Genomic DNA, 16,902 nt, shown 5'->3' with positions numbered 1-16,902 from the left:
ATGAAAAAAGATAAACTCCCGGAGGTTGAAAAAGTAGTACTTCCGAAGTTCTTAGGCATGAGGCCTGGAAAATATATTCTTATTGCTTTAGTTATTGTTATATTAATCCTATTCTTTTTAATAGGAATATTACCTGGCATTTTGAATGGTGGTCGTTATGTTAGCTTTAACAGTGAGCTATCAAATGTCGGAATTATCTTAGATGAAAAATATATTGGCTCAACGGAAGGAAGTAGAATCTTTGTTCCATCTGGTGAGCATAAGGTTGAGTTTATTAAGGATAGTGAAGTAATTTATAGCGAAACATTAAAAATTGATCATCCTATTGTTTTGACCTTAATTTTTAAAAGAACATTGGATGTTAATGTTCCTGTAGCTAATAATAAAGAAATTTATCAAAGAGCATTAATTAGTACTATTGAGCAAATAGAAGCCTACTCAGCTATTACTGATTATTCAGAGTTCTACAACTACCCTCCACTAATTGAGAATTTAGCTAGGGATGCAGCTTCCTGTGGTATTAATGATGTAGCTGAAGAATTATTCTTTATTTCTAATTTTATTACATCTAATGAAATGAAATTAGATTTAGATAATGCTATAAAGCTTTTTGAGGATAATAATATTAATTATAAATCAGATAGCTTTAACAATTTATATAGTAAATTAGATGATATATTAGATTCTAATTCAGATATGGTTTATTTAAATACAATTAATAGTGTTAATCTGCCAAAGAAAGAGAATAATATGTTTGTCTACGATGAAACAGAGTTTACTATTGGCTCTGATAGCCTTGTAAATATCTTTGGCATTAATACATATCCAGTAAAGCAGCTTGTTAAGCCTTTTGCTGTTAGCACTTCATATGTTTCTGAATATGATTACGCATTATTTATCAGTGAAAATCCATATTGGGCTAAATCTAATATCGATACATTAATTCAAGATGGTATGGTAGATGAATATTATTTAGCTGGAATATTTCCAAGCGTAGATAATAAGAGCTTACTTCCTATAAGAAATGTAAGTTGGTATGCTGCTAATGCTTATTGTGAATGGTTAAGTAAAAAGAATAATGAAAGCTACCGTCTACTTAGCGAAGCTGAGTGGGAGGTCGTTGCAGCTTCTTGTGAGAATAAAAATTATAGTAATTCTTTAATTGTTATTGATAATGATGAGACTCTTCCAAAGGGAGTTAAGGGATGTCTTTGGGAGCTAACCTCAACTAGCTATATTCCTCTTTCACGAATATCTGGATTATATAATAGTGATATTTCCTACCCTACAACAGATGTTGTTATTAAGGGAGGCTCCTTTATTAATAATTCAACTACAATAAAGCCTTCAGATGTTGGTGTGATTGAGAAAAAAACTACAAGTGAGTATACTGGCTTTAGAGTTGCAAAGGATATTTGATGGAAAAAGACAAGTTTAAGCTCATCTTAAAGAATAAAAAAGCATTTTTTAACTATGAGATAATAGAAGAACTTGAATGTGGTATAGAGCTAGTTGGCACAGAGGTTAAAAGCGTTCGTATGGGACGTGTTTCCTTTGGGGACTCATATATTACAATTAAAGATAATACCTTAGAGCTAATTGCTTTTACTATTCAACCCTACTCTCATGGTTCTGTTTTCAACCATCAAGGGGACAGAAAGAGAAGATTATTAGCTCATAAGCAAGAGGTTAAGAAGTTTAAAAGAAAGGTAGAATCTAAAGGTATGACTATTGTACCTCTAGAAATATATCTAAAGGGTAACTTAATTAAGATGAAAATTGCTTTAGCACGTGGTAAAGCAGTTTATGATAAAAAGAATGCTATTAAGGAGCGTGATTTAAATAAAGATGCTCGCCGTGAGCTCAAGATGTTAAATTACTAATCTCTTGCCGATTATTTAATCTTTGTGTATATTAGTTTTGAAATAAGGGGATGTCTCTGGTTTCGACTGGTGGCGGACCACTTCTAAGACTGCGGTCCAAGCGCTAACTTGTTAAACTGGCACAAAAAATAAATGCAAAGAAAGAAGACGAAGTATTCGTTTCTGACGAAGCAGAATTACTTGCAGCGTGAGTTGTAAGACCCACTTTTGAGGGTGCTGTTCCTAACTCGAGATTGTGGTTGCCAATAGGGACTTGTTCGTTTTAGGCTGACATAAAACGGAGACTATTAGTCAGCTGGAGATAAAAAGGTTGGATACATTACCGTTTTTATCTCAAGATCCAAAAATGTGACTACGGCCGTAGACGTTTTAGGATGGCACATCAGGACGGGAGTTCGAATCTCCCCATCTCCATTAAGGGCCAAGTTAGTAGCTTGGCTCATTTTTTTAAAGAGAGCTTATGGATAAAGAGTTAATAGGACATACTATTATTGAAAATAAAACCTATGCTGTAGGAAATGATAAAAAGGGTCTTTATCTTGTTAAAGATAATTCTATTGAATTGTTAGACCCTAATTTTATAGTTAATGATATTGAATTAGTTCACCTAGAGATAATGCTAAAGGTTCTTAGCTAAGTCCAAAGCTATAAAAGCTTTGGACCTATAATTTAGATACTTCTTAATGCTTCATCTAATGCATTAAAGGTTTGTTCAAGATCTCTAAAAATTAGAGTTGCATCTTTATCCTGATCTGTTGGATCTGCATTAACAATTACAACCTTACCACCATAGTATGATGTAAGCTTAGGTAAGGAGGCTGCTGGATATACAGTTAAAGAAGATCCTAGTATTAAGGTTAAATCAGCTTGAGAGAAGACAGTTTCTGCCTGTCTAAGCACACTCATTGGTAAATTCTCACCATATAATACAATATCAGGCTTAATTAAGCTTCCACAGCGAGTACATTTAGGTATTTCCCCTCTTTGAACGATAGGAGCTATTTCCTCATATTTATAAAATCCATTACAATTAGTGCAATATGAGTGTCTAGCAGAGCCATGAAGCTCCCATACCTTTTTACTCCCTGCTCTTTGATGAAGAAAATCAATATTTTGAGTAAAGACTCCATCCTTTAATATTCCCTTCTCTTCCATTTTAGCAAGAGTATAGTGAACGATATTTGGTTTATAATCTTCTAGATGGTACCAAACCTCCTCCGTCCACTTATAGAAAATATCTGGATGTGAAAAAAAGTAGTCGTAGGATAATATAGTTTCTACAGGTAAGCCTTGCCATGGAGAGTTATAAACTCCATGCTTTCCTCTGAAATCTGGTATTCCAGATAGTGTTGATACTCCAGCACCTGTAAAAACAGCTATTTTCCTTGATCTCATTAATAAAGACCAAAGCTCTTCAAACTTTTTATCAAAAACACTTTTTTCTTCACTATATTCACTCATAATTAAATCTCATCTGCTAAATAGGTATTTCCCTTTAAATCATAACACTTTAAATTAACCATGGAACCAATTTCTACTTTATTTTTTGGCATGAAGCTAATCATTTCATTATGATCATTTCTAGCAAGATACTTATCCTTATCATCACGAGTAACACCTGTTACTACACCTCTTGTAATCATATCCTTACGAGTAAGCTTCTCTTTTTGACATCTCTTTAGCTGCTCATCAATTAATCTTTCTAGACGAGCTATCTTTACATCATCCTCAAGCTGCCCTTCCATCTTTGCAGCTACTGTACCCTCTCTTAAGTTATAGTAATACATAAAGGCTTCAATTGGATGCATATATTCCATTAATGATAGAGTATCAAGATATTCCTCTTCTGTTTCAGTTGGGAAGCCTACCATTACATCTGTAGCAAAGGTTAAGTCAGGAATTTCTTTACGCATTTTATCAATTAGTGCAATAAAGCTTTCACGAGTATTCTTTCTATTCATAAGCTTTAATATTCTGCTATTACCACTTTGCATTGGTAGATGAATATGAGAGCATACTCGCTTTTCATTTTTAATTACACTAATTAATTCATCTGAAAAATCCTTTGGATGAGGAGATTCAAATCTAACAAATTCAATATTATTAAGCTCCTTACAAATTAGCTTTAAGAGCTCTGGGAAGGTTAGGCCCTCATAGTTGTAGGAGTTAACATTTTGACCAAGTAAGGTAATTTCCTTTACACCCTTTTCATCAAGAGCTTTTACTTCCTTAATAATATCATCAACACTTCTAGAGATCTCTCTTCCTCTAACGTAAGGAACAATACAATATGAACAGAAATTATTACATCCATTCATTATTGGTACATATGATGAGAATTCACCTTCCTTATAGTATGAGGCAGTAAAGTTGTATTTTTCTTTATTTAGAATATTTTCGCCTAAGAGGAAGTCAACGATTTCCATCTTCTCATTAGTACCAATAACTGCATCGACAAAAGGACAATCCTTCTTTAGCTCATCCTTTAAGCGTTCAGCCATACATCCTGTTACTATTATTTTATAGTTCTTCTTTTGCTTTTTTAGCTTTCCGAAAAAAGATAGGCGTCCCCATATTCTATTTTCTGCAGTTTTTCTTACAGAGCATGTATTTATAATTACACAATCTGAATCCTCTGCAACTTCACTTTTATCAATTCCAGCTCCCTTTAATAAAAGCTCTAATGCATTTGATTCAGCCATATTTAGCTGACACCCATATGATTCAATAAAATATTTCATTTAATACCCCATTGTGATTTAAAGGCTTTAAGTGTGTTTTTCATCAACATTGTGATTGTCATAGGCCCTACACCACCAGGAACAGGTGTAATGTATGAGCACTTATCTTTAAGTGATAAAAAATCACAATCACCAACTATTCTATAGCCCTTCTTCTTTGTTTCATCCTTAATTCTATTAATACCTACATCAATAACAACACTACCCTCTTTAACCATATCAGCAGTAAGGAATTCACTTTTACCAATAGCTGCAATTATAATATCAGATCTCAGTGTTTCATCTGATAGATTTGGAGTTTTTGAGTTACATACTGTTACTGTTGCATCATAGTCCTTTTGCATTAGCATTAAAGCAATTGGCTTACCTACAATATTACTTCTTCCTAATACACAAACTTTCTTTCCTGAGGTTTGAATATTATAAAAGCTTAGTAGTTCAATAATTCCAGCAGGTGTACAAGGCTTTAAGCAATCTTCACCTATAGCTAATAAGCCAGTATTAAAGGGTGAAAAGCCATCAACATCCTTTTTAGGATCAATAGTATTAATAATTAGCTCTTCATTAAGATGCTTTGGAAGTGGTAGCTGAACTAAAATTCCATTAACAGTTTTATCTTTATTTAGCTTTTCAACTAAAGCTAATAGCTCTGCTTCACTAGTACTTTCATCTAAAATAAAATCTTCATATTCAAAACCACATTCAATTGCTGCCTTTCCTTTAGATGCAACATATGTTTGGCTAGCAGGATTATTTCCAACTAATATTACAGCAAGCTTTGGAACCTTTGCATAAATATCTTTTAGCTCTGCTGTTTCCTTTTTTATATCTTCTCTTATTGTTTGAGAAACTAATTTTCCATCAATTGATATACTCATAAGATGTAGTTTACATGGAATTTCGCTCGAATGACAACATCCCCCTTTGATTAGTACTGGCAAATAGATTATATTTTCTCTATGAGAAAAAAAATCCTTGTTTTATGTTTACTTGTATGCATGACATTTAGCTTGTTTGCTGCAAATAAGTACTACGATAATGGTAGTCAACGTTTTACAATTTCTGCAGGTGTAGATTTTCCTTTATCTATTACTAGATTTGCAGATAATACTACTAAGACCTTTTTTGATACAAAGCTTTCTCTTGGTGGTTATGGTTCTATTTGTTATCAATTAAATGTTAGTCCTCAAATAGCGTTAGGTTGTGAGATTGGATATATGTTTAACTTTGTAATTGATGGAAAGCTAGTTACTAACGTTCCAATCATTGCTAAGGCAACATGGTTACCTGTTCAAGGTACTATCGATATACCTATTTCATTGGGTGCTGGTATTTGTTATCTTTCACTCTCTGATGGTGGTTCATATCTTCCTTTCTATGTATCTGCTGAAATTGGCCTACAGTACTATTTCACTGAGAATTGGGGAATTGGTGTTAATACAGGTGTTTGGATGATTCCTGAAATTTATTTCTCTTCAGCTGCTAAAGAAAAGAATGCATTTGCAACCTTCCTTCCAGCTACCTTAATGGTAACATATCGTCAATAGGAGTGAATTATGAAAAAATATATGCTTTTATTATTTATTTTATTAGTTGCACTCTTAACCTCCTGTAACCTTGATAACCAAGGTATCTTTGCAGAGGTATTAGATAGAGTACCATCTGATAACAGAAGAATTTCGTTAATTGGTAGAAGTGGTGATTTTGTTTATTTTAGTTCTGTAAATGGTATTGAATCATACAATTTAGTTAGTGGTGTATATACTACCATTGATGGTTCAGCAGAAGCAAAAAAGAGTAATAGATTTATTTTGGATATAGATAACAACCAAATAATATACTTTATTGAGAGTGCTAATAGTATAACTCCAAAGTATGATGAATATTATTCAATTAATATAAATACAAAGGAAAAGAAATCATTAGATGGAAGCGCAAATACAGATATCTTCTGTGGTGCTTTTGATAAATATTTAATAAATAAAAATGGTGATGTAGTTTCAACATCAATTGATGATAATATAATTACTTTTACTAAGAAAGCTTCTGTTCTTGAAAATCCAAGATTTGTTAAAAATATTGATGACATCTTAGTTTATACAACATCAGCTTCAGGAATACCAGATACATCCTCACTTGTTTATTACTACTTTGATGATAGTACAAATCCTTCAACTCCTTCAACTTTACGAAGTATCGTCAAACCAGAATCTGATCTTGGTAATTTAAGATCTGTTGCTAAAGATGCTTCTACTACAGTTTTAATATTCTCTAAAACAAATGAGGGAACTTCTTTTTATAAACTAGAGGGTAATACCTTAACTAAAATATATAGTATATCAACTGTATATCAAAAGGATTTTGCTTCCTTTATTGATAATGGTAATCTTTATTATGCATATGATGGAAGCTCAAACTTTTATAAATTATCATTAAATGGTGGTCCTATTTCATCAACTACTATTTCTAAAATATCTACAGTATCTATAATTGGATATTTTAAGGTAGGTGATAATTATAAGATCTGTACTACTAATAATGGTTTCTTTACATTATCAGTTAGTGGAACACCTACAATTTTATAAATAAGAATTATTGAATTACACTACCGGTTTTACGCCGGTAGTATTTTTTTACCCTTTGAATTATCGCTTGAAGTATTTTATTAACCTTTACTGTCTTTAGCGATAAGATTTATCAGCTTTGTAGTTAATATTTGAATAAGTTGTTCTATTGTTGGTAAAGGAAATTATATTTACTCTTGGACAAAAAATAAGGCTGTTAATCAAAAAGATTAACAGCCATCAATCATTTACTCTAAAATCGTATGAAGTATTTCTCTAACCTCTTGGTCCTTATATACCTCATCAACCTCATCATGAGTTAAACCAATAAACTCATGGCAGGTGTAGTGTATCCATCTTTCATCTGCAGGTGAGTTTAATATATGCTTTCTGCACCAATAATCTGGTTGAATAGGAAGTGGTTCTTCCTTTTTATAGAGAGGTACCTTGTAGTCATATACAGCAACCTTAATATCCTCTCTAGGAATTCCAGATTCCATAACAGTTTTAACTAGGGCATTAACAGTCATACCTGTATCAAAGATATCATCAACAATTAATACCTTTTGACCCTTTTTAAGCTTTAGTGGAGAATATGTCCATCCATCGATGTCTACATGGCCTGCATGGCATTTAACTTCAGAGTAGCTTCTTGCTACTACTGCAGCATAGAATACTGGTGTCTTATTGCTCTTTAATGCTAGAAGCTTATAAAACTCACTCATAACATTAGCCATATATGCTCCACCTCTTAGAGAGTCATATATTACATCTGGCACAAAGCCATCTTCCTTATACATCTTCCATACAAGCTTAAGAGCAGCATCTCTGATCATATCGCAGGTGATGAATTCTTTTGACATTTATTCCTCCTATAGTAGTGTTAATACTTCAAGTCCGTTATCAGTCATTGCAACTGTATGCTCCCAGTGACAAGCTGGCTTTTCATCTTGTGTTACTACTGTCCAGCCATCCTTTAGAACCTTTACTCTCCAAGTTCCCATATTAATCATTGGCTCAATTGCAAAGACCATACCTGGCTTAATTCTTGGATTAGGGAGTAATTTATCAACATAGTTAGGAACCTCTGGCTCCTCATGAATATCAAAGCCTACTCCATGTCCAGCATAATCTCTTACAACGCCATATCCATTTTCAGTAAAGGCTTTCTTAAAAACTGCTGAACCTACATCAAGTATTCTAGCACCCTTTTTTGAAGCTGCTTCAATACCAAGGTCTAAACATTTTTTTGTAACAACATTTAATTTATGGACCTCTGGTGAAACATTCCCTACTTCATATGTTCTAGTTGAATCACTTACATAACCATCTAGAGTTACACAAAGGTCAACGGAAACAATATCACCATTATTTAAAATTTTCTTTTTAGATGGAATACCATGAATTACTACTTCATTTACAGAAACACATGCAGAATTAGGATATCCACAATATCCTAAGCAAGATGGAATTCCTCTATGCTCTTTAATAAATGAATAACAAAACTTATCTATATCCCAAGTTGATACGCCTTCTTTGATAATCTCATCTAGACGTAAAAGACATTCAGCAAGTACTTTTCCACTTGTTCTTATCCCTTCAATTTCATGAGGGCGTTTTAACTGAATCATCTAGAAATCTCCTTCTTGCTAATTGCGTCAAGAATTCCATTAATAAACTTGTAAGTAACGTCTGTACTCATTTCCTGAGAAAGCTTAACAGCTTCGTTAATTACAATAGATGGATGTAAATCCTTTTCAAATAGCAAAGAAAAAACAGATATTCTTAATACATTTCTATCAACAATATTAATTTTATCTAAAGGTCTGTTGATAGAGTACTTACTAATCATATTATCAATTTCTTCAATATGAGATAGTACACCTGTAATAAGGTATCTAGCATAAAAGAGCACTTCTTCACTTAGCTCTTTCATTTCAGCTTCATTCTTTCCTGGTAAATTTGTTAAATCAGGAGAGTTAAGAATCTGATCATTAAAATCAAGAGCATAGAGAGTCTCGATAGCGAGCTCTCTAGCTTCATGTTTATCCAAAAATCTATTTTCGTTTTTCATAATTATTTATAAAGAATCTTAATATTTGCTTCACTTCTGAGCTGTGCAATCATATCGTTAAGAGCTTCAGACATTGCAATCTGATAGTTCTGATATGAAAGACCTTCAGTGATATAATCTCTTACAGTATAGTTCTGTGCTGGATCAATTCTATCATCAAGTGTAAGCATCTTAGCATCATTGTGGCTAATAACCTTAACAATATGGTAGCCTGTTAAGCTTTCCATAAATGTAGGAACACCAATTTCTAATGATAATGCTTCATCAACAAAGTTATCACCCCAACCTGATCTTACAGTCGTATTATCACTTGAAAGATAACCCATTACACCACCAGTTGCGATGCTTTCCTTATCCTCTGTATATTTTGAAACAGCAGCTTCAAATGTCATCTTACCGCTCTTAATCTGATTAGCTACATCCTGTAATAAAGCCTTGTTTGAATTATCCTTAGCTGTATCACCTGTCTTTGCAATATAAACATGAGCAAAGTAAACATTTTCAGCCTGGATAAAGCTTGTTCTATTTCTTCTATAGTATGTGTTAATTTCTGTATCTGTAGGAGCATAGTTCTTCTGGCTTAGCTCTTCGCCCTTTTCTTGTGTTAAATAAGCCTGAACAATGTAGTTTTGAGTTAAATACTCTTTATAAGCTTCAACAGAACCATATTGTTCAATTGCGAGGTTATCAAACTCCTCCTGAGTTAATGTAACACCATTAGCCTGTTCAATTTGAGTTTTCATCTGTGAGTAGAGTGCATTCTTCTGACTATCAGTAACCTTAATACCATCTCTTTCGGCACCTTGGAGGAAAACCTCATCGTTAATCATGATATTTAATACATCGAGTGCTTGATCCTGTGTTGCACCAAGCTCTGCAATTTTCTTATTTAAATCATCAACAGTAATACGTGTATTTCTGATTAGATTTACTGTAGCAGCTGGAGAGGTTGAAATAGCAGCAGCAAATAATGTTGTTGCTGAAAGTGTAATAATTAATACAAATGCTAAAATTTTTTTCATTAGAAATTCCTTTCGATATTTAATCTTTTTCCAAGAGCTAATGCACTAGCTTCATTCTTAAATACTTCAGAATACTTTAAGTACATACCCTCTTGTTCCATAATTTTCATCAATGATGAAAGAGTTTTTTGACTTCTTAATCCACCCTTAGTAACAAAAGCAAGACATCTCTTACCCGATACCTGACCACACCTTTTTAAGAACGTTGAAATAACATCAGGAATAGAGCCTCCAAATGCTGTAGTTGCAGATGAACCAACAATTACATAATCATAAAAAGTGAGCTTTTTATCATTATCAATGTACGCATTAATGATATCTACACTGTGTCCTTGGCTCTCTAATCCCTTACTTAGAGCTTTAGCAACAGCTAGGATACCTTGATCATCCTTATTCTTTCCCCCTATGACTATGCAAGCTTGCATAAATACCTCCATCTAACAGCTAATAATTTAAAGTCAAAAAACCGACCTCAAGATAGCCTTGGGTCGGCTTTATCGATTATTAAATAATCAGTTTTGGGCTGCAGTATCTTGATACCATGTGCTGTTAGAACTTGCTGCTGCATCGAGAATTGAAGAGCTACTATTATTGCTCTTAGCAACGAAAGCAACAAGAAGTGCTAAAACCATGAAGGCTACTGCAAGAATAGTCGTTACTTTGTTGATGAACTTCGATGAACCACTTCCGAATGTAGAATCAGAAGAACCACCAAATACTCCGCTGAGACCGGATGATTCATCTTGAATTGCAATCAAGAAGATGAGAGCTAATGCGACAAGTACGAACAATACCAGTAAAATAATACCTAAAACACCCATATTTACACTCCAAAGCTTACTTATTGAATGTGATGATAGGAAGGAACTTCTCAACGGAGAGTGATGCACCACCAACTAAAGCTCCATCGATATTTTCCTTAGCCATTAATGCCTTTACATTTGAAGCATTAACAGAACCACCATACTGTATAATGAGATTTTCTGCAATAGTAGAATCATACATTTTTGCAACAAAACTTCTAATAAACTGGTGTGCACCATCAGCATCCTCAGGTGTAGCAGTCTTTCCTGTACCAATTGCCCATACTGGTTCATAAGCAATTGTGATGTGAGCCATTTCTTCAGGCTTTACATCCTTAAGACCACCAGAGAGCTGTGTTGAAAGAACTTCTTCGAGCTTTCCACCCTCTCTTTCCTCAAGTGTTTCACCAACACAAAGTACTACATCCATGCCTTCCTTGATAGCAAGTAATACTTTACCATTGATGTAAGCATCTGTTTCACCGTAGTAGCTTCTTCTTTCACTGTGTCCAAGAATTACAGTATTAACACCTAAATCCTTGAGCATTGCAGGAGCAACTTCACCAGTGTAAGCGCCAGATGTATGATCTGCCATATTCTGAGCAGCAACAATAATATTTGAACCCTTAAGAGCTTCAGCAACAGCAGGAATTGTAACAAATGGTGGAGCAACCATCATCTTTACATCTGCACCAGCCTTTTCAGCAGCTGCTCTTAATTCCTCTGCAAATGCCTTACCTGCAGAAGGAGTCATATTCATTTTCCAGTTTCCAGCAATATATGGTGTTCTCATCTTATTTCTCCAAAGCCTTAATACCAGGAAGAGTCTTACCCTCGAGGAATTCAAGAGATGCACCACCACCAGTTGAAACGTGGCTAATCTTATCTGCAAGACCGAACTTGTTGATAGCTGCAACAGAGTCACCACCACCAACTACGCTAGTAGCATTGCTTTCTGCAAGTGCCTTAGCAACCTCACCAGTTCCCTTGCTGAATGCTTCAAATTCAAATACACCCATTGGGCCATTCCATACAACACTCTTTGCCTTCTTAATCTCTTCAACGATTAAAGCAACTGTCTTAGGACCAATATCCATACCCATTAAATCGCTTGGGATATTTACATCGTCAACTAAAACTGGTTCTGCATTTTCAGAAAATTCAGCTGCACAAACATGATCAACTGGAAGAATAACCTTTACACCCTTTTCAGCAGCCTTAGCAAGGAAAGCCTTAGCTGTTTCAATGTAATCAGCTTCGAAAAGTGACTTACCAATTTCTTTGCCAAGTACACTTAAGAATGTGTATGCCATACCACCACCAATTACGATAGTGTCACATGTCTTAACGAGAGACTCGAGTACTGTGATCTTACTTGATACCTTTGAACCACCAATTACTGCAACAAATGGCTTTTCTGGGTTCTCAAGGAGTGGAGCCATGAACTTAACTTCTTTTTCAATTAAGAAACCTGCATAGCTTGGGAGGTAGTGAGCAACACCCTCTGTAGAAGCATGTGCTCTGTGAGCTGTACCAAATGCATCGTTACAGTAGATATCACCATATGAAGCAAGTGTCTTAGCAAATTCAGGATCGTTAGCCTCTTCTTCCTTGTAGAATCTTACGTTTTCAAGTAAGAGAACCTCACCTAGCTTTAAAGCCTTAACTTCAGCTTCAACTTCTGGACCGATAACATCCTTAGCAAGCTTTACTGGGCGACCAAGAAGCTTCTCAAATTCTTTAGCGATAGGAGCCATTGAGAAATCAGGGTTCTTCTGTCCCTTTGGTCTACCAAAGTGTGACATAACTACGAGTGAAGCACCTTCATCAAGAATATACTTGATTGTAGGAAGTGCAGCCTTAATTCTTGTTGCATCCTTAACAACACCTTCCTTTACAGGAACGTTGAAATCAACACGGATAACAACTCTTTTACCTTTTAAATCAGCTTCTTTAATTGTATTAAGTACCATAATTAATCCTTTAGAAAAAATTTGGCCTGCTAGTATATGCAGGCCATGATAACGCTCGGCCTAGTAGCCGGGATCAATGATCAAATTAACCGTTGACCTTCTTCATGTGAGCAATGAGGTCGAGAACCTTATTTGAGTAACCGATCTCGTTGTCATACCAAGAAACAACCTTAACAAATGTGTCAGTAAGTGCGATACCTGCTTTAGCATCGAAGATAGAAGTTCTTGTATCACCAAGGAAGTCTGAAGATACAACTGCATCCTCTGTGTAACCAAGGATACCCTTGAGTTCGCCTTCACTTGCTTCCTTCATTGCAGCACAGATTTCTGAATACTTAGCTGGCTTAGCAAGGTTAACTGTGAGGTCTACAACAGAAACATCAAGAGTAGGAACTCTCATTGACATACCTGTGAGCTTACCATTGAGTGAAGGAATAACCTTACCTACTGCCTTAGCAGCACCTGTTGAAGATGGGATGATGTTACCAGCAGCAGCTCTACCACCTCTCCAGTCCTTCATTGATGGACCATCAACAGTCTTCTGAGTAGCTGTTGTTGAGTGTACAGTTGTCATAAGACCATCTACGATACCAAACTTATCATTGAGAACTTTTGCGATAGGAGCAAGACAGTTAGTTGTACATGAAGCGTTAGATACAAACTGTGTGCCCTTAACATATGTGTCTTCGTTTACGCCACAAACAAACATTGGTGTGTCATCCTTTGAAGGAGCTGACATAACTACATACTTTGCACCAGCATTGATGTGTGCCTGAGCTTTTTCCTTTGTGAGGAATAAACCTGTTGATTCAACAACATATTCTGCACCGACCTGGTCCCAAGCGAGTTCGTTAGGATCCTTGCATGCTGTAACACGGATAGACTTACCGTTTACGATGAGCTTTGAATTTTCAACATCAGCTTCAATTGTTCCTTCGAACTTACCGTGCATTGTATCATACTTAAGCATGTATGCAAGGTAGTCAACTGGACAAAGGTCATTGATACCTACAATTTCAACATCTGGTCTGCTCATTGCAGCGCGGAATACGAAACGACCGATTCTACCAAATCCATTAATACCTACTTTCATGAAAATTTTCTCCTTATGAGCTATTTTGTTCAATCGATAATAATATAACGATTTACGTTAAGTACGTCAATTCTTTAGCCTTATTATAGCTATTTATTTTACAACTTTAAATATGAAGCTAATAGCTGTTCTTGTAAAATCAGCATCTCTTCTTTTTCAAAGTCATTTGTTGCGTGGTCATGACCTGTTAAATGTAACAACCCATGAAGACATAAGCGTAATAACTCTTCTCTTTCTGATGATGAAAACTCATGTGCGTTCTCCTTCATTCTGTCAAGATTGATAAAAACATCGCCATATTCCTTTTCATCTGTAAAGGATGGAAATTCTTCACCATCCTCTTGGCTAAATGTTAAAATATCTGTTACCTCATCCTTTGCTCTGTAATCACGATTTAGACTTTGAATCTCTTGGCTATCGACAAAGGAAAGAGAAAAATTACCATTCATATTTAATTTTTTCTCACCATATTCAAGAATGGATGTAACAACATCCTCTGGTGCGTCTAATTTAAAATCCTCTGACTCATAGTAAATATCAAACATTATTTATTATCATCCTTATTATATTCAATTCTTTGGTGGTCACGACCAAATGCATCATGAACAAATACTTTTTTAATCTTCTCAAGATCTGTAAGAGTTAGCTTTGAATCATTTAACTGTCCACCATTAATTTTGTTATTAAATATAGAGGTTGCAAGCTTTTCATAGCGCTGAGTTGTTGGCTTTTTAATTGTTCTACTAGCAGCCTCAAAGCAGTCTGCAAGCATTACAATTGCAGCCTCTGGAGTTTGTGGAATATCTGAGTTATATCTAAAGTCCTCTTCGTTTACTGTATATGGAACAGCTGAATTTTCAGCCTCCTTAACAGCTAGGTTGTAGAAATATTGAATTAAATCATTACCGTGGTGCTGATCAATAATATCTATAACCTCTTGAGGAAGTCCCATTTCCTTACCCTTTTCAACACCAGATTTAACATGCGATTTAATTACTGCAGCAGAAAGAGTTACCTTCATATCATCATGGACATTCTTGTCCTTTTGGTTTTCAATAAAGTACTCAGGGTGGTCACCCTTTCCAATATCATGATAAAGGCCCCCTACTCTTGCAAGCTCACTATTTACTCCAATTTCCTTTGCAGCATGGTATGCCATATCTGATACATTATTTACATGGTTAAAGGTTCCAACAGCTTGGCTTCTTAATCTTGATAATACAGGAGTATCTGCTAAGCATAATTCATGTAATCTAAATACAGTTGGAATATTTAAGAAATACTCAAGCAATGGTAATGTAATTGCTAATAGCATATAGCTAAAACAGATATTCATTACAATAACTAAAATCTCATTAAGCAGATATGCATAAGAGGTTTTCCCTATAAAGTGGAAAATTACTGTAATAAACATTGCTGAAATAGAGCTATAAAAGGCTTGATAAATTACATCGAGTCTTGTTACTCCAAAGCGAACAAATAGTAATGAGACTTCGAGCACAAAAACCATGTAAAAGAATCTTACTAAATCTGAATCAGGAAGGAAGCTTAAATAACAAATAAATAAAATGCCTACTGTAAAGCCATATCTTTTTCTATTTGTAATATGAGTTAATAGTAGAGGTATAAATAAGAATGGTATTGCCTGTGAGATATATTGTGAATCAACAAATCGATATACAAAGTATGTAGCTATGATGCTTAAAATAACTCCAATTATAAAAATAAATGTATATTGAGCAATACGATAGGAACGACTAATTGATGAGAAAAAGTAATAAATAGCTGCTAAGGTTACTACACTAAAGAAAACAACCTGGCCAAATATTTTTACAAAATCGAGCTTAGCATTACTTGAGTTTATTATATCAATTGTTCTAAGAGCCTGCTCTGTTACAATAGTATCTTTTTTAATTAAGAAATCGCCCTCTTTAATTTGATGAGTAATTGTATCAACCTCACTTGCTGCTAAATCTCTCATTCTGGCAGTTTCGCTTTCATCGTAGATTATATTATTATCTATAACATCATTTAAAGCGTTATATACGAAGTTTAATAAACTAGGAGAAAATTCAATATTATATTTTGCAAGCCAAAGAATAAACTGTTCATATAAGGTTTCTTCTGTTATTAAATTATCTGTATTAAGAACTGCCCCCTTTACTTCAAAATTAATAGAGGTTGGAATGTAGCTATTTATTGATGTATAGCCTTCCTTAGTTATTTTATCGATATCATAGGAGCTATAAATACCAATACCCATCATATATTGCACACAGTCTTTAAAAAGCAATAATGCTTGGTTCTGCTCCTTTTGAGATAATGCATCATAAAGAGAAAAAAGTGCAAAATCATTAATGCCTTCCTTAATTAAGAAGTCATATGTCTTATTACTACCATCCTTAAGAGAATTTATTAAATTATTACATCTACTCTCTACTAAGCTAGTTTTACTTAGTGAATAAGTAAAGATTGGAAGGACAGCCTTACTTGCATTTGCTTTAGCTTCTTGAGTAGCAACCTCATCGATAAAGGTTAAATCAAATGGTGCAATTACATCCTCATCAGATAATTCACCTGGAACATATTGTCTAATGGTTTTTATCTCATTTAAGGATTCCTTTGAGACAAGAAATGGTAGGCTTATTCCTAAGCATATTAAAACTAAAAAGAGAAAGCAAAGAAATGCTTTGGCTTTAGAATTTATTTTTGCGAATTTCTCTCTATCTCCATTTAAATCCATTTTCTA

Annotated in this window: 19 protein-coding genes and 1 other RNA gene; 6 read left to right on the top strand and 14 right to left on the bottom strand. The window is 34.4% G+C overall.

Going from position 1 to position 16,902, the window contains the following annotated elements; all coding sequences use genetic code 11:
• The 4 genes from FYJ80_RS04345 to FYJ80_RS04330 all read left to right on the top strand — a co-directional run bounded on the left by FYJ80_RS04345 (position 1) and on the right by FYJ80_RS04330 (position 2,520).
• Positions 1-1,419: a formylglycine-generating enzyme family protein gene (locus tag FYJ80_RS04345; RefSeq protein WP_154424977.1), complete on the top strand. Its 1,419-nt coding sequence runs from the start codon at positions 1-3 to the stop codon at positions 1,417-1,419.
• Complete coding sequence (smpB, locus tag FYJ80_RS04340) at positions 1,419-1,883, top strand: SsrA-binding protein SmpB (RefSeq protein ID WP_154424975.1); 465 nt, start codon at positions 1,419-1,421, stop codon at positions 1,881-1,883. Before FYJ80_RS04345 ends, smpB begins: the two co-directional genes overlap by 1 nt.
• A gap of 46 nt (positions 1,884-1,929) precedes the next feature.
• Positions 1,930-2,300, top strand: a transfer-messenger RNA (tmRNA) gene (gene ssrA / locus FYJ80_RS04335).
• Positions 2,301-2,343: 43 nt separating this feature from the next.
• A complete protein-coding gene (locus tag FYJ80_RS04330) occupies positions 2,344-2,520 on the top strand; it encodes a hypothetical protein (protein ID WP_154424973.1) in 177 nt (58 codons plus the stop codon).
• A gap of 32 nt (positions 2,521-2,552) precedes the next feature.
• On the opposite strand, the gene FYJ80_RS04325 is transcribed toward FYJ80_RS04330, so the two are convergent.
• From FYJ80_RS04325 to FYJ80_RS04315, 3 genes are read right to left on the bottom strand one after another with little or no spacing between them, the layout of a single operon-like run.
• Positions 2,553-3,344, bottom strand: a complete 792-nt coding sequence (locus FYJ80_RS04325; RefSeq protein WP_154424971.1) for an NAD-dependent protein deacylase — start codon at positions 3,342-3,344, stop codon at positions 2,553-2,555.
• A gap of 2 nt (positions 3,345-3,346) precedes the next feature.
• Complete coding sequence (gene miaB, locus FYJ80_RS04320) at positions 3,347-4,624, bottom strand: tRNA (N6-isopentenyl adenosine(37)-C2)-methylthiotransferase MiaB (protein WP_154424969.1); 1,278 nt, start codon at positions 4,622-4,624, stop codon at positions 3,347-3,349.
• Positions 4,621-5,502, bottom strand: a complete 882-nt coding sequence (locus FYJ80_RS04315; protein WP_154424968.1) for a bifunctional 5,10-methylenetetrahydrofolate dehydrogenase/5,10-methenyltetrahydrofolate cyclohydrolase — start codon at positions 5,500-5,502, stop codon at positions 4,621-4,623. Before FYJ80_RS04315 ends, miaB begins: the two co-directional genes overlap by 4 nt.
• Before the next feature lie 81 nt (positions 5,503-5,583).
• Between FYJ80_RS04315 and FYJ80_RS04310 the strand changes: the two genes are divergently transcribed.
• Both FYJ80_RS04310 and FYJ80_RS04305 read left to right on the top strand, forming a co-directional pair.
• A complete protein-coding gene (locus FYJ80_RS04310) occupies positions 5,584-6,171 on the top strand; it encodes a TP0733 family outer membrane beta-barrel protein (protein ID WP_154424966.1) in 588 nt (195 codons plus the stop codon).
• Between the two features lie 9 nt (positions 6,172-6,180).
• On the top strand, positions 6,181-7,209 hold the full coding sequence (locus FYJ80_RS04305; protein ID WP_154424964.1) for a hypothetical protein: 1,029 nt from the start codon (positions 6,181-6,183) through the stop codon (positions 7,207-7,209).
• 227 nt (positions 7,210-7,436) lie between these two features.
• On the opposite strand, the gene FYJ80_RS04300 is transcribed toward FYJ80_RS04305, so the two are convergent.
• The 11 genes from FYJ80_RS04300 to FYJ80_RS04250 form a co-directional block, all read right to left on the bottom strand.
• Positions 7,437-8,051, bottom strand: coding sequence for a phosphoribosyltransferase (locus tag FYJ80_RS04300; protein WP_154424963.1), 615 nt, complete (start codon positions 8,049-8,051; stop codon positions 7,437-7,439).
• 9 nt (positions 8,052-8,060) lie between these two features.
• Positions 8,061-8,819 carry a type I methionyl aminopeptidase gene (map, locus tag FYJ80_RS04295; protein WP_154424961.1) on the bottom strand — a complete coding sequence of 253 codons (759 nt, stop codon included), beginning with the start codon at positions 8,817-8,819 and terminating at the stop codon, positions 8,061-8,063.
• Entirely contained in the window at positions 8,816-9,241 is a 426-nt protein-coding gene (gene nusB, locus FYJ80_RS04290) for a transcription antitermination factor NusB (protein ID WP_235899584.1), read from the bottom strand. Before nusB ends, map begins: the two co-directional genes overlap by 4 nt.
• Positions 9,242-9,264: 23 nt before the next feature.
• A complete protein-coding gene (locus FYJ80_RS04285; RefSeq protein WP_154424958.1) occupies positions 9,265-10,284 on the bottom strand; it encodes a peptidylprolyl isomerase in 1,020 nt (339 codons plus the stop codon).
• Complete coding sequence (locus FYJ80_RS04280) at positions 10,284-10,709, bottom strand: flavodoxin family protein (protein WP_206360961.1); 426 nt, start codon at positions 10,707-10,709, stop codon at positions 10,284-10,286. Before FYJ80_RS04280 ends, FYJ80_RS04285 begins: the two co-directional genes overlap by 1 nt.
• A gap of 87 nt (positions 10,710-10,796) precedes the next feature.
• Entirely contained in the window at positions 10,797-11,075 is a 279-nt protein-coding gene (secG, locus tag FYJ80_RS04275) for a preprotein translocase subunit SecG (protein WP_235899583.1), read from the bottom strand.
• 46 nt (positions 11,076-11,121) lie between these two features.
• Positions 11,122-11,880 (bottom strand): triose-phosphate isomerase, encoded by a 759-nt coding sequence (gene tpiA, locus FYJ80_RS04270; protein WP_154424956.1) that lies wholly within the window; start codon positions 11,878-11,880, stop codon positions 11,122-11,124.
• 1 nt (position 11,881) lies between these two features.
• A complete protein-coding gene (locus FYJ80_RS04265; protein WP_154424954.1) occupies positions 11,882-13,060 on the bottom strand; it encodes a phosphoglycerate kinase in 1,179 nt (392 codons plus the stop codon).
• A gap of 85 nt (positions 13,061-13,145) precedes the next feature.
• Positions 13,146-14,153, bottom strand: a complete 1,008-nt coding sequence (gap, locus tag FYJ80_RS04260) for a type I glyceraldehyde-3-phosphate dehydrogenase (RefSeq protein ID WP_154424952.1) — start codon at positions 14,151-14,153, stop codon at positions 13,146-13,148.
• Positions 14,154-14,251: 98 nt separating this feature from the next.
• The gene (gene ybeY / locus FYJ80_RS04255; protein ID WP_154424950.1) at positions 14,252-14,698 is read right to left on the bottom strand and encodes an rRNA maturation RNase YbeY; all 447 of its coding nucleotides are present in this window, start codon (positions 14,696-14,698) and stop codon (positions 14,252-14,254) included.
• Positions 14,698-16,896 (bottom strand): HDIG domain-containing metalloprotein, encoded by a 2,199-nt coding sequence (locus FYJ80_RS04250; protein WP_154424948.1) that lies wholly within the window; start codon positions 16,894-16,896, stop codon positions 14,698-14,700. Before FYJ80_RS04250 ends, ybeY begins: the two co-directional genes overlap by 1 nt.
• Positions 16,897-16,902 lie beyond the last annotated feature (6 nt).

Origin of the sequence: Bullifex porci, assembly GCF_009695635.1 — a bacterium.
GTDB lineage: Bacteria > Spirochaetota > Spirochaetia > Sphaerochaetales > Sphaerochaetaceae > Bullifex > Bullifex porci.
The sequence above is the reverse complement of the archived record's forward strand: the minus strand, read 5'-3'. Positions and strand labels throughout refer to the sequence as shown.

Excerpts from the sequence above, each read along its gene's own strand:
- FYJ80_RS04345 (WP_154424977.1), top strand. The coding sequence starts at position 1 with ATGAAAAAAGATAAACTCCCGGAGGTTGAAAAAGTAGTACTTCCGAAG.
- smpB (WP_154424975.1), top strand. The coding sequence starts at position 1,419 with ATGGAAAAAGACAAGTTTAAGCTCATCTTAAAGAATAAAAAAGCATTT.
- FYJ80_RS04330 (WP_154424973.1), top strand. The coding sequence starts at position 2,344 with ATGGATAAAGAGTTAATAGGACATACTATTATTGAAAATAAAACCTAT.
- FYJ80_RS04325 (WP_154424971.1), bottom strand. The coding sequence starts at position 3,344 with ATGAGTGAATATAGTGAAGAAAAAAGTGTTTTTGATAAAAAGTTTGAA.
- miaB (WP_154424969.1), bottom strand. The coding sequence starts at position 4,624 with ATGAAATATTTTATTGAATCATATGGGTGTCAGCTAAATATGGCTGAA.
- FYJ80_RS04315 (WP_154424968.1), bottom strand. The coding sequence starts at position 5,502 with ATGAGTATATCAATTGATGGAAAATTAGTTTCTCAAACAATAAGAGAA.
- FYJ80_RS04310 (WP_154424966.1), top strand. The coding sequence starts at position 5,584 with ATGAGAAAAAAAATCCTTGTTTTATGTTTACTTGTATGCATGACATTT.
- FYJ80_RS04305 (WP_154424964.1), top strand. The coding sequence starts at position 6,181 with ATGAAAAAATATATGCTTTTATTATTTATTTTATTAGTTGCACTCTTA.
- FYJ80_RS04300 (WP_154424963.1), bottom strand. The coding sequence starts at position 8,051 with ATGTCAAAAGAATTCATCACCTGCGATATGATCAGAGATGCTGCTCTT.
- map (WP_154424961.1), bottom strand. The coding sequence starts at position 8,819 with ATGATTCAGTTAAAACGCCCTCATGAAATTGAAGGGATAAGAACAAGT.
- FYJ80_RS04285 (WP_154424958.1), bottom strand. The coding sequence starts at position 10,284 with ATGAAAAAAATTTTAGCATTTGTATTAATTATTACACTTTCAGCAACA.
- FYJ80_RS04280 (WP_206360961.1), bottom strand. The coding sequence starts at position 10,709 with ATGCAAGCTTGCATAGTCATAGGGGGAAAGAATAAGGATGATCAAGGT.
- tpiA (WP_154424956.1), bottom strand. The coding sequence starts at position 11,880 with ATGAGAACACCATATATTGCTGGAAACTGGAAAATGAATATGACTCCT.
- FYJ80_RS04265 (WP_154424954.1), bottom strand. The coding sequence starts at position 13,060 with ATGGTACTTAATACAATTAAAGAAGCTGATTTAAAAGGTAAAAGAGTT.
- gap (WP_154424952.1), bottom strand. The coding sequence starts at position 14,153 with ATGAAAGTAGGTATTAATGGATTTGGTAGAATCGGTCGTTTCGTATTC.
- ybeY (WP_154424950.1), bottom strand. The coding sequence starts at position 14,698 with ATGTTTGATATTTACTATGAGTCAGAGGATTTTAAATTAGACGCACCA.
- FYJ80_RS04250 (WP_154424948.1), bottom strand. The coding sequence starts at position 16,896 with ATGGATTTAAATGGAGATAGAGAGAAATTCGCAAAAATAAATTCTAAA.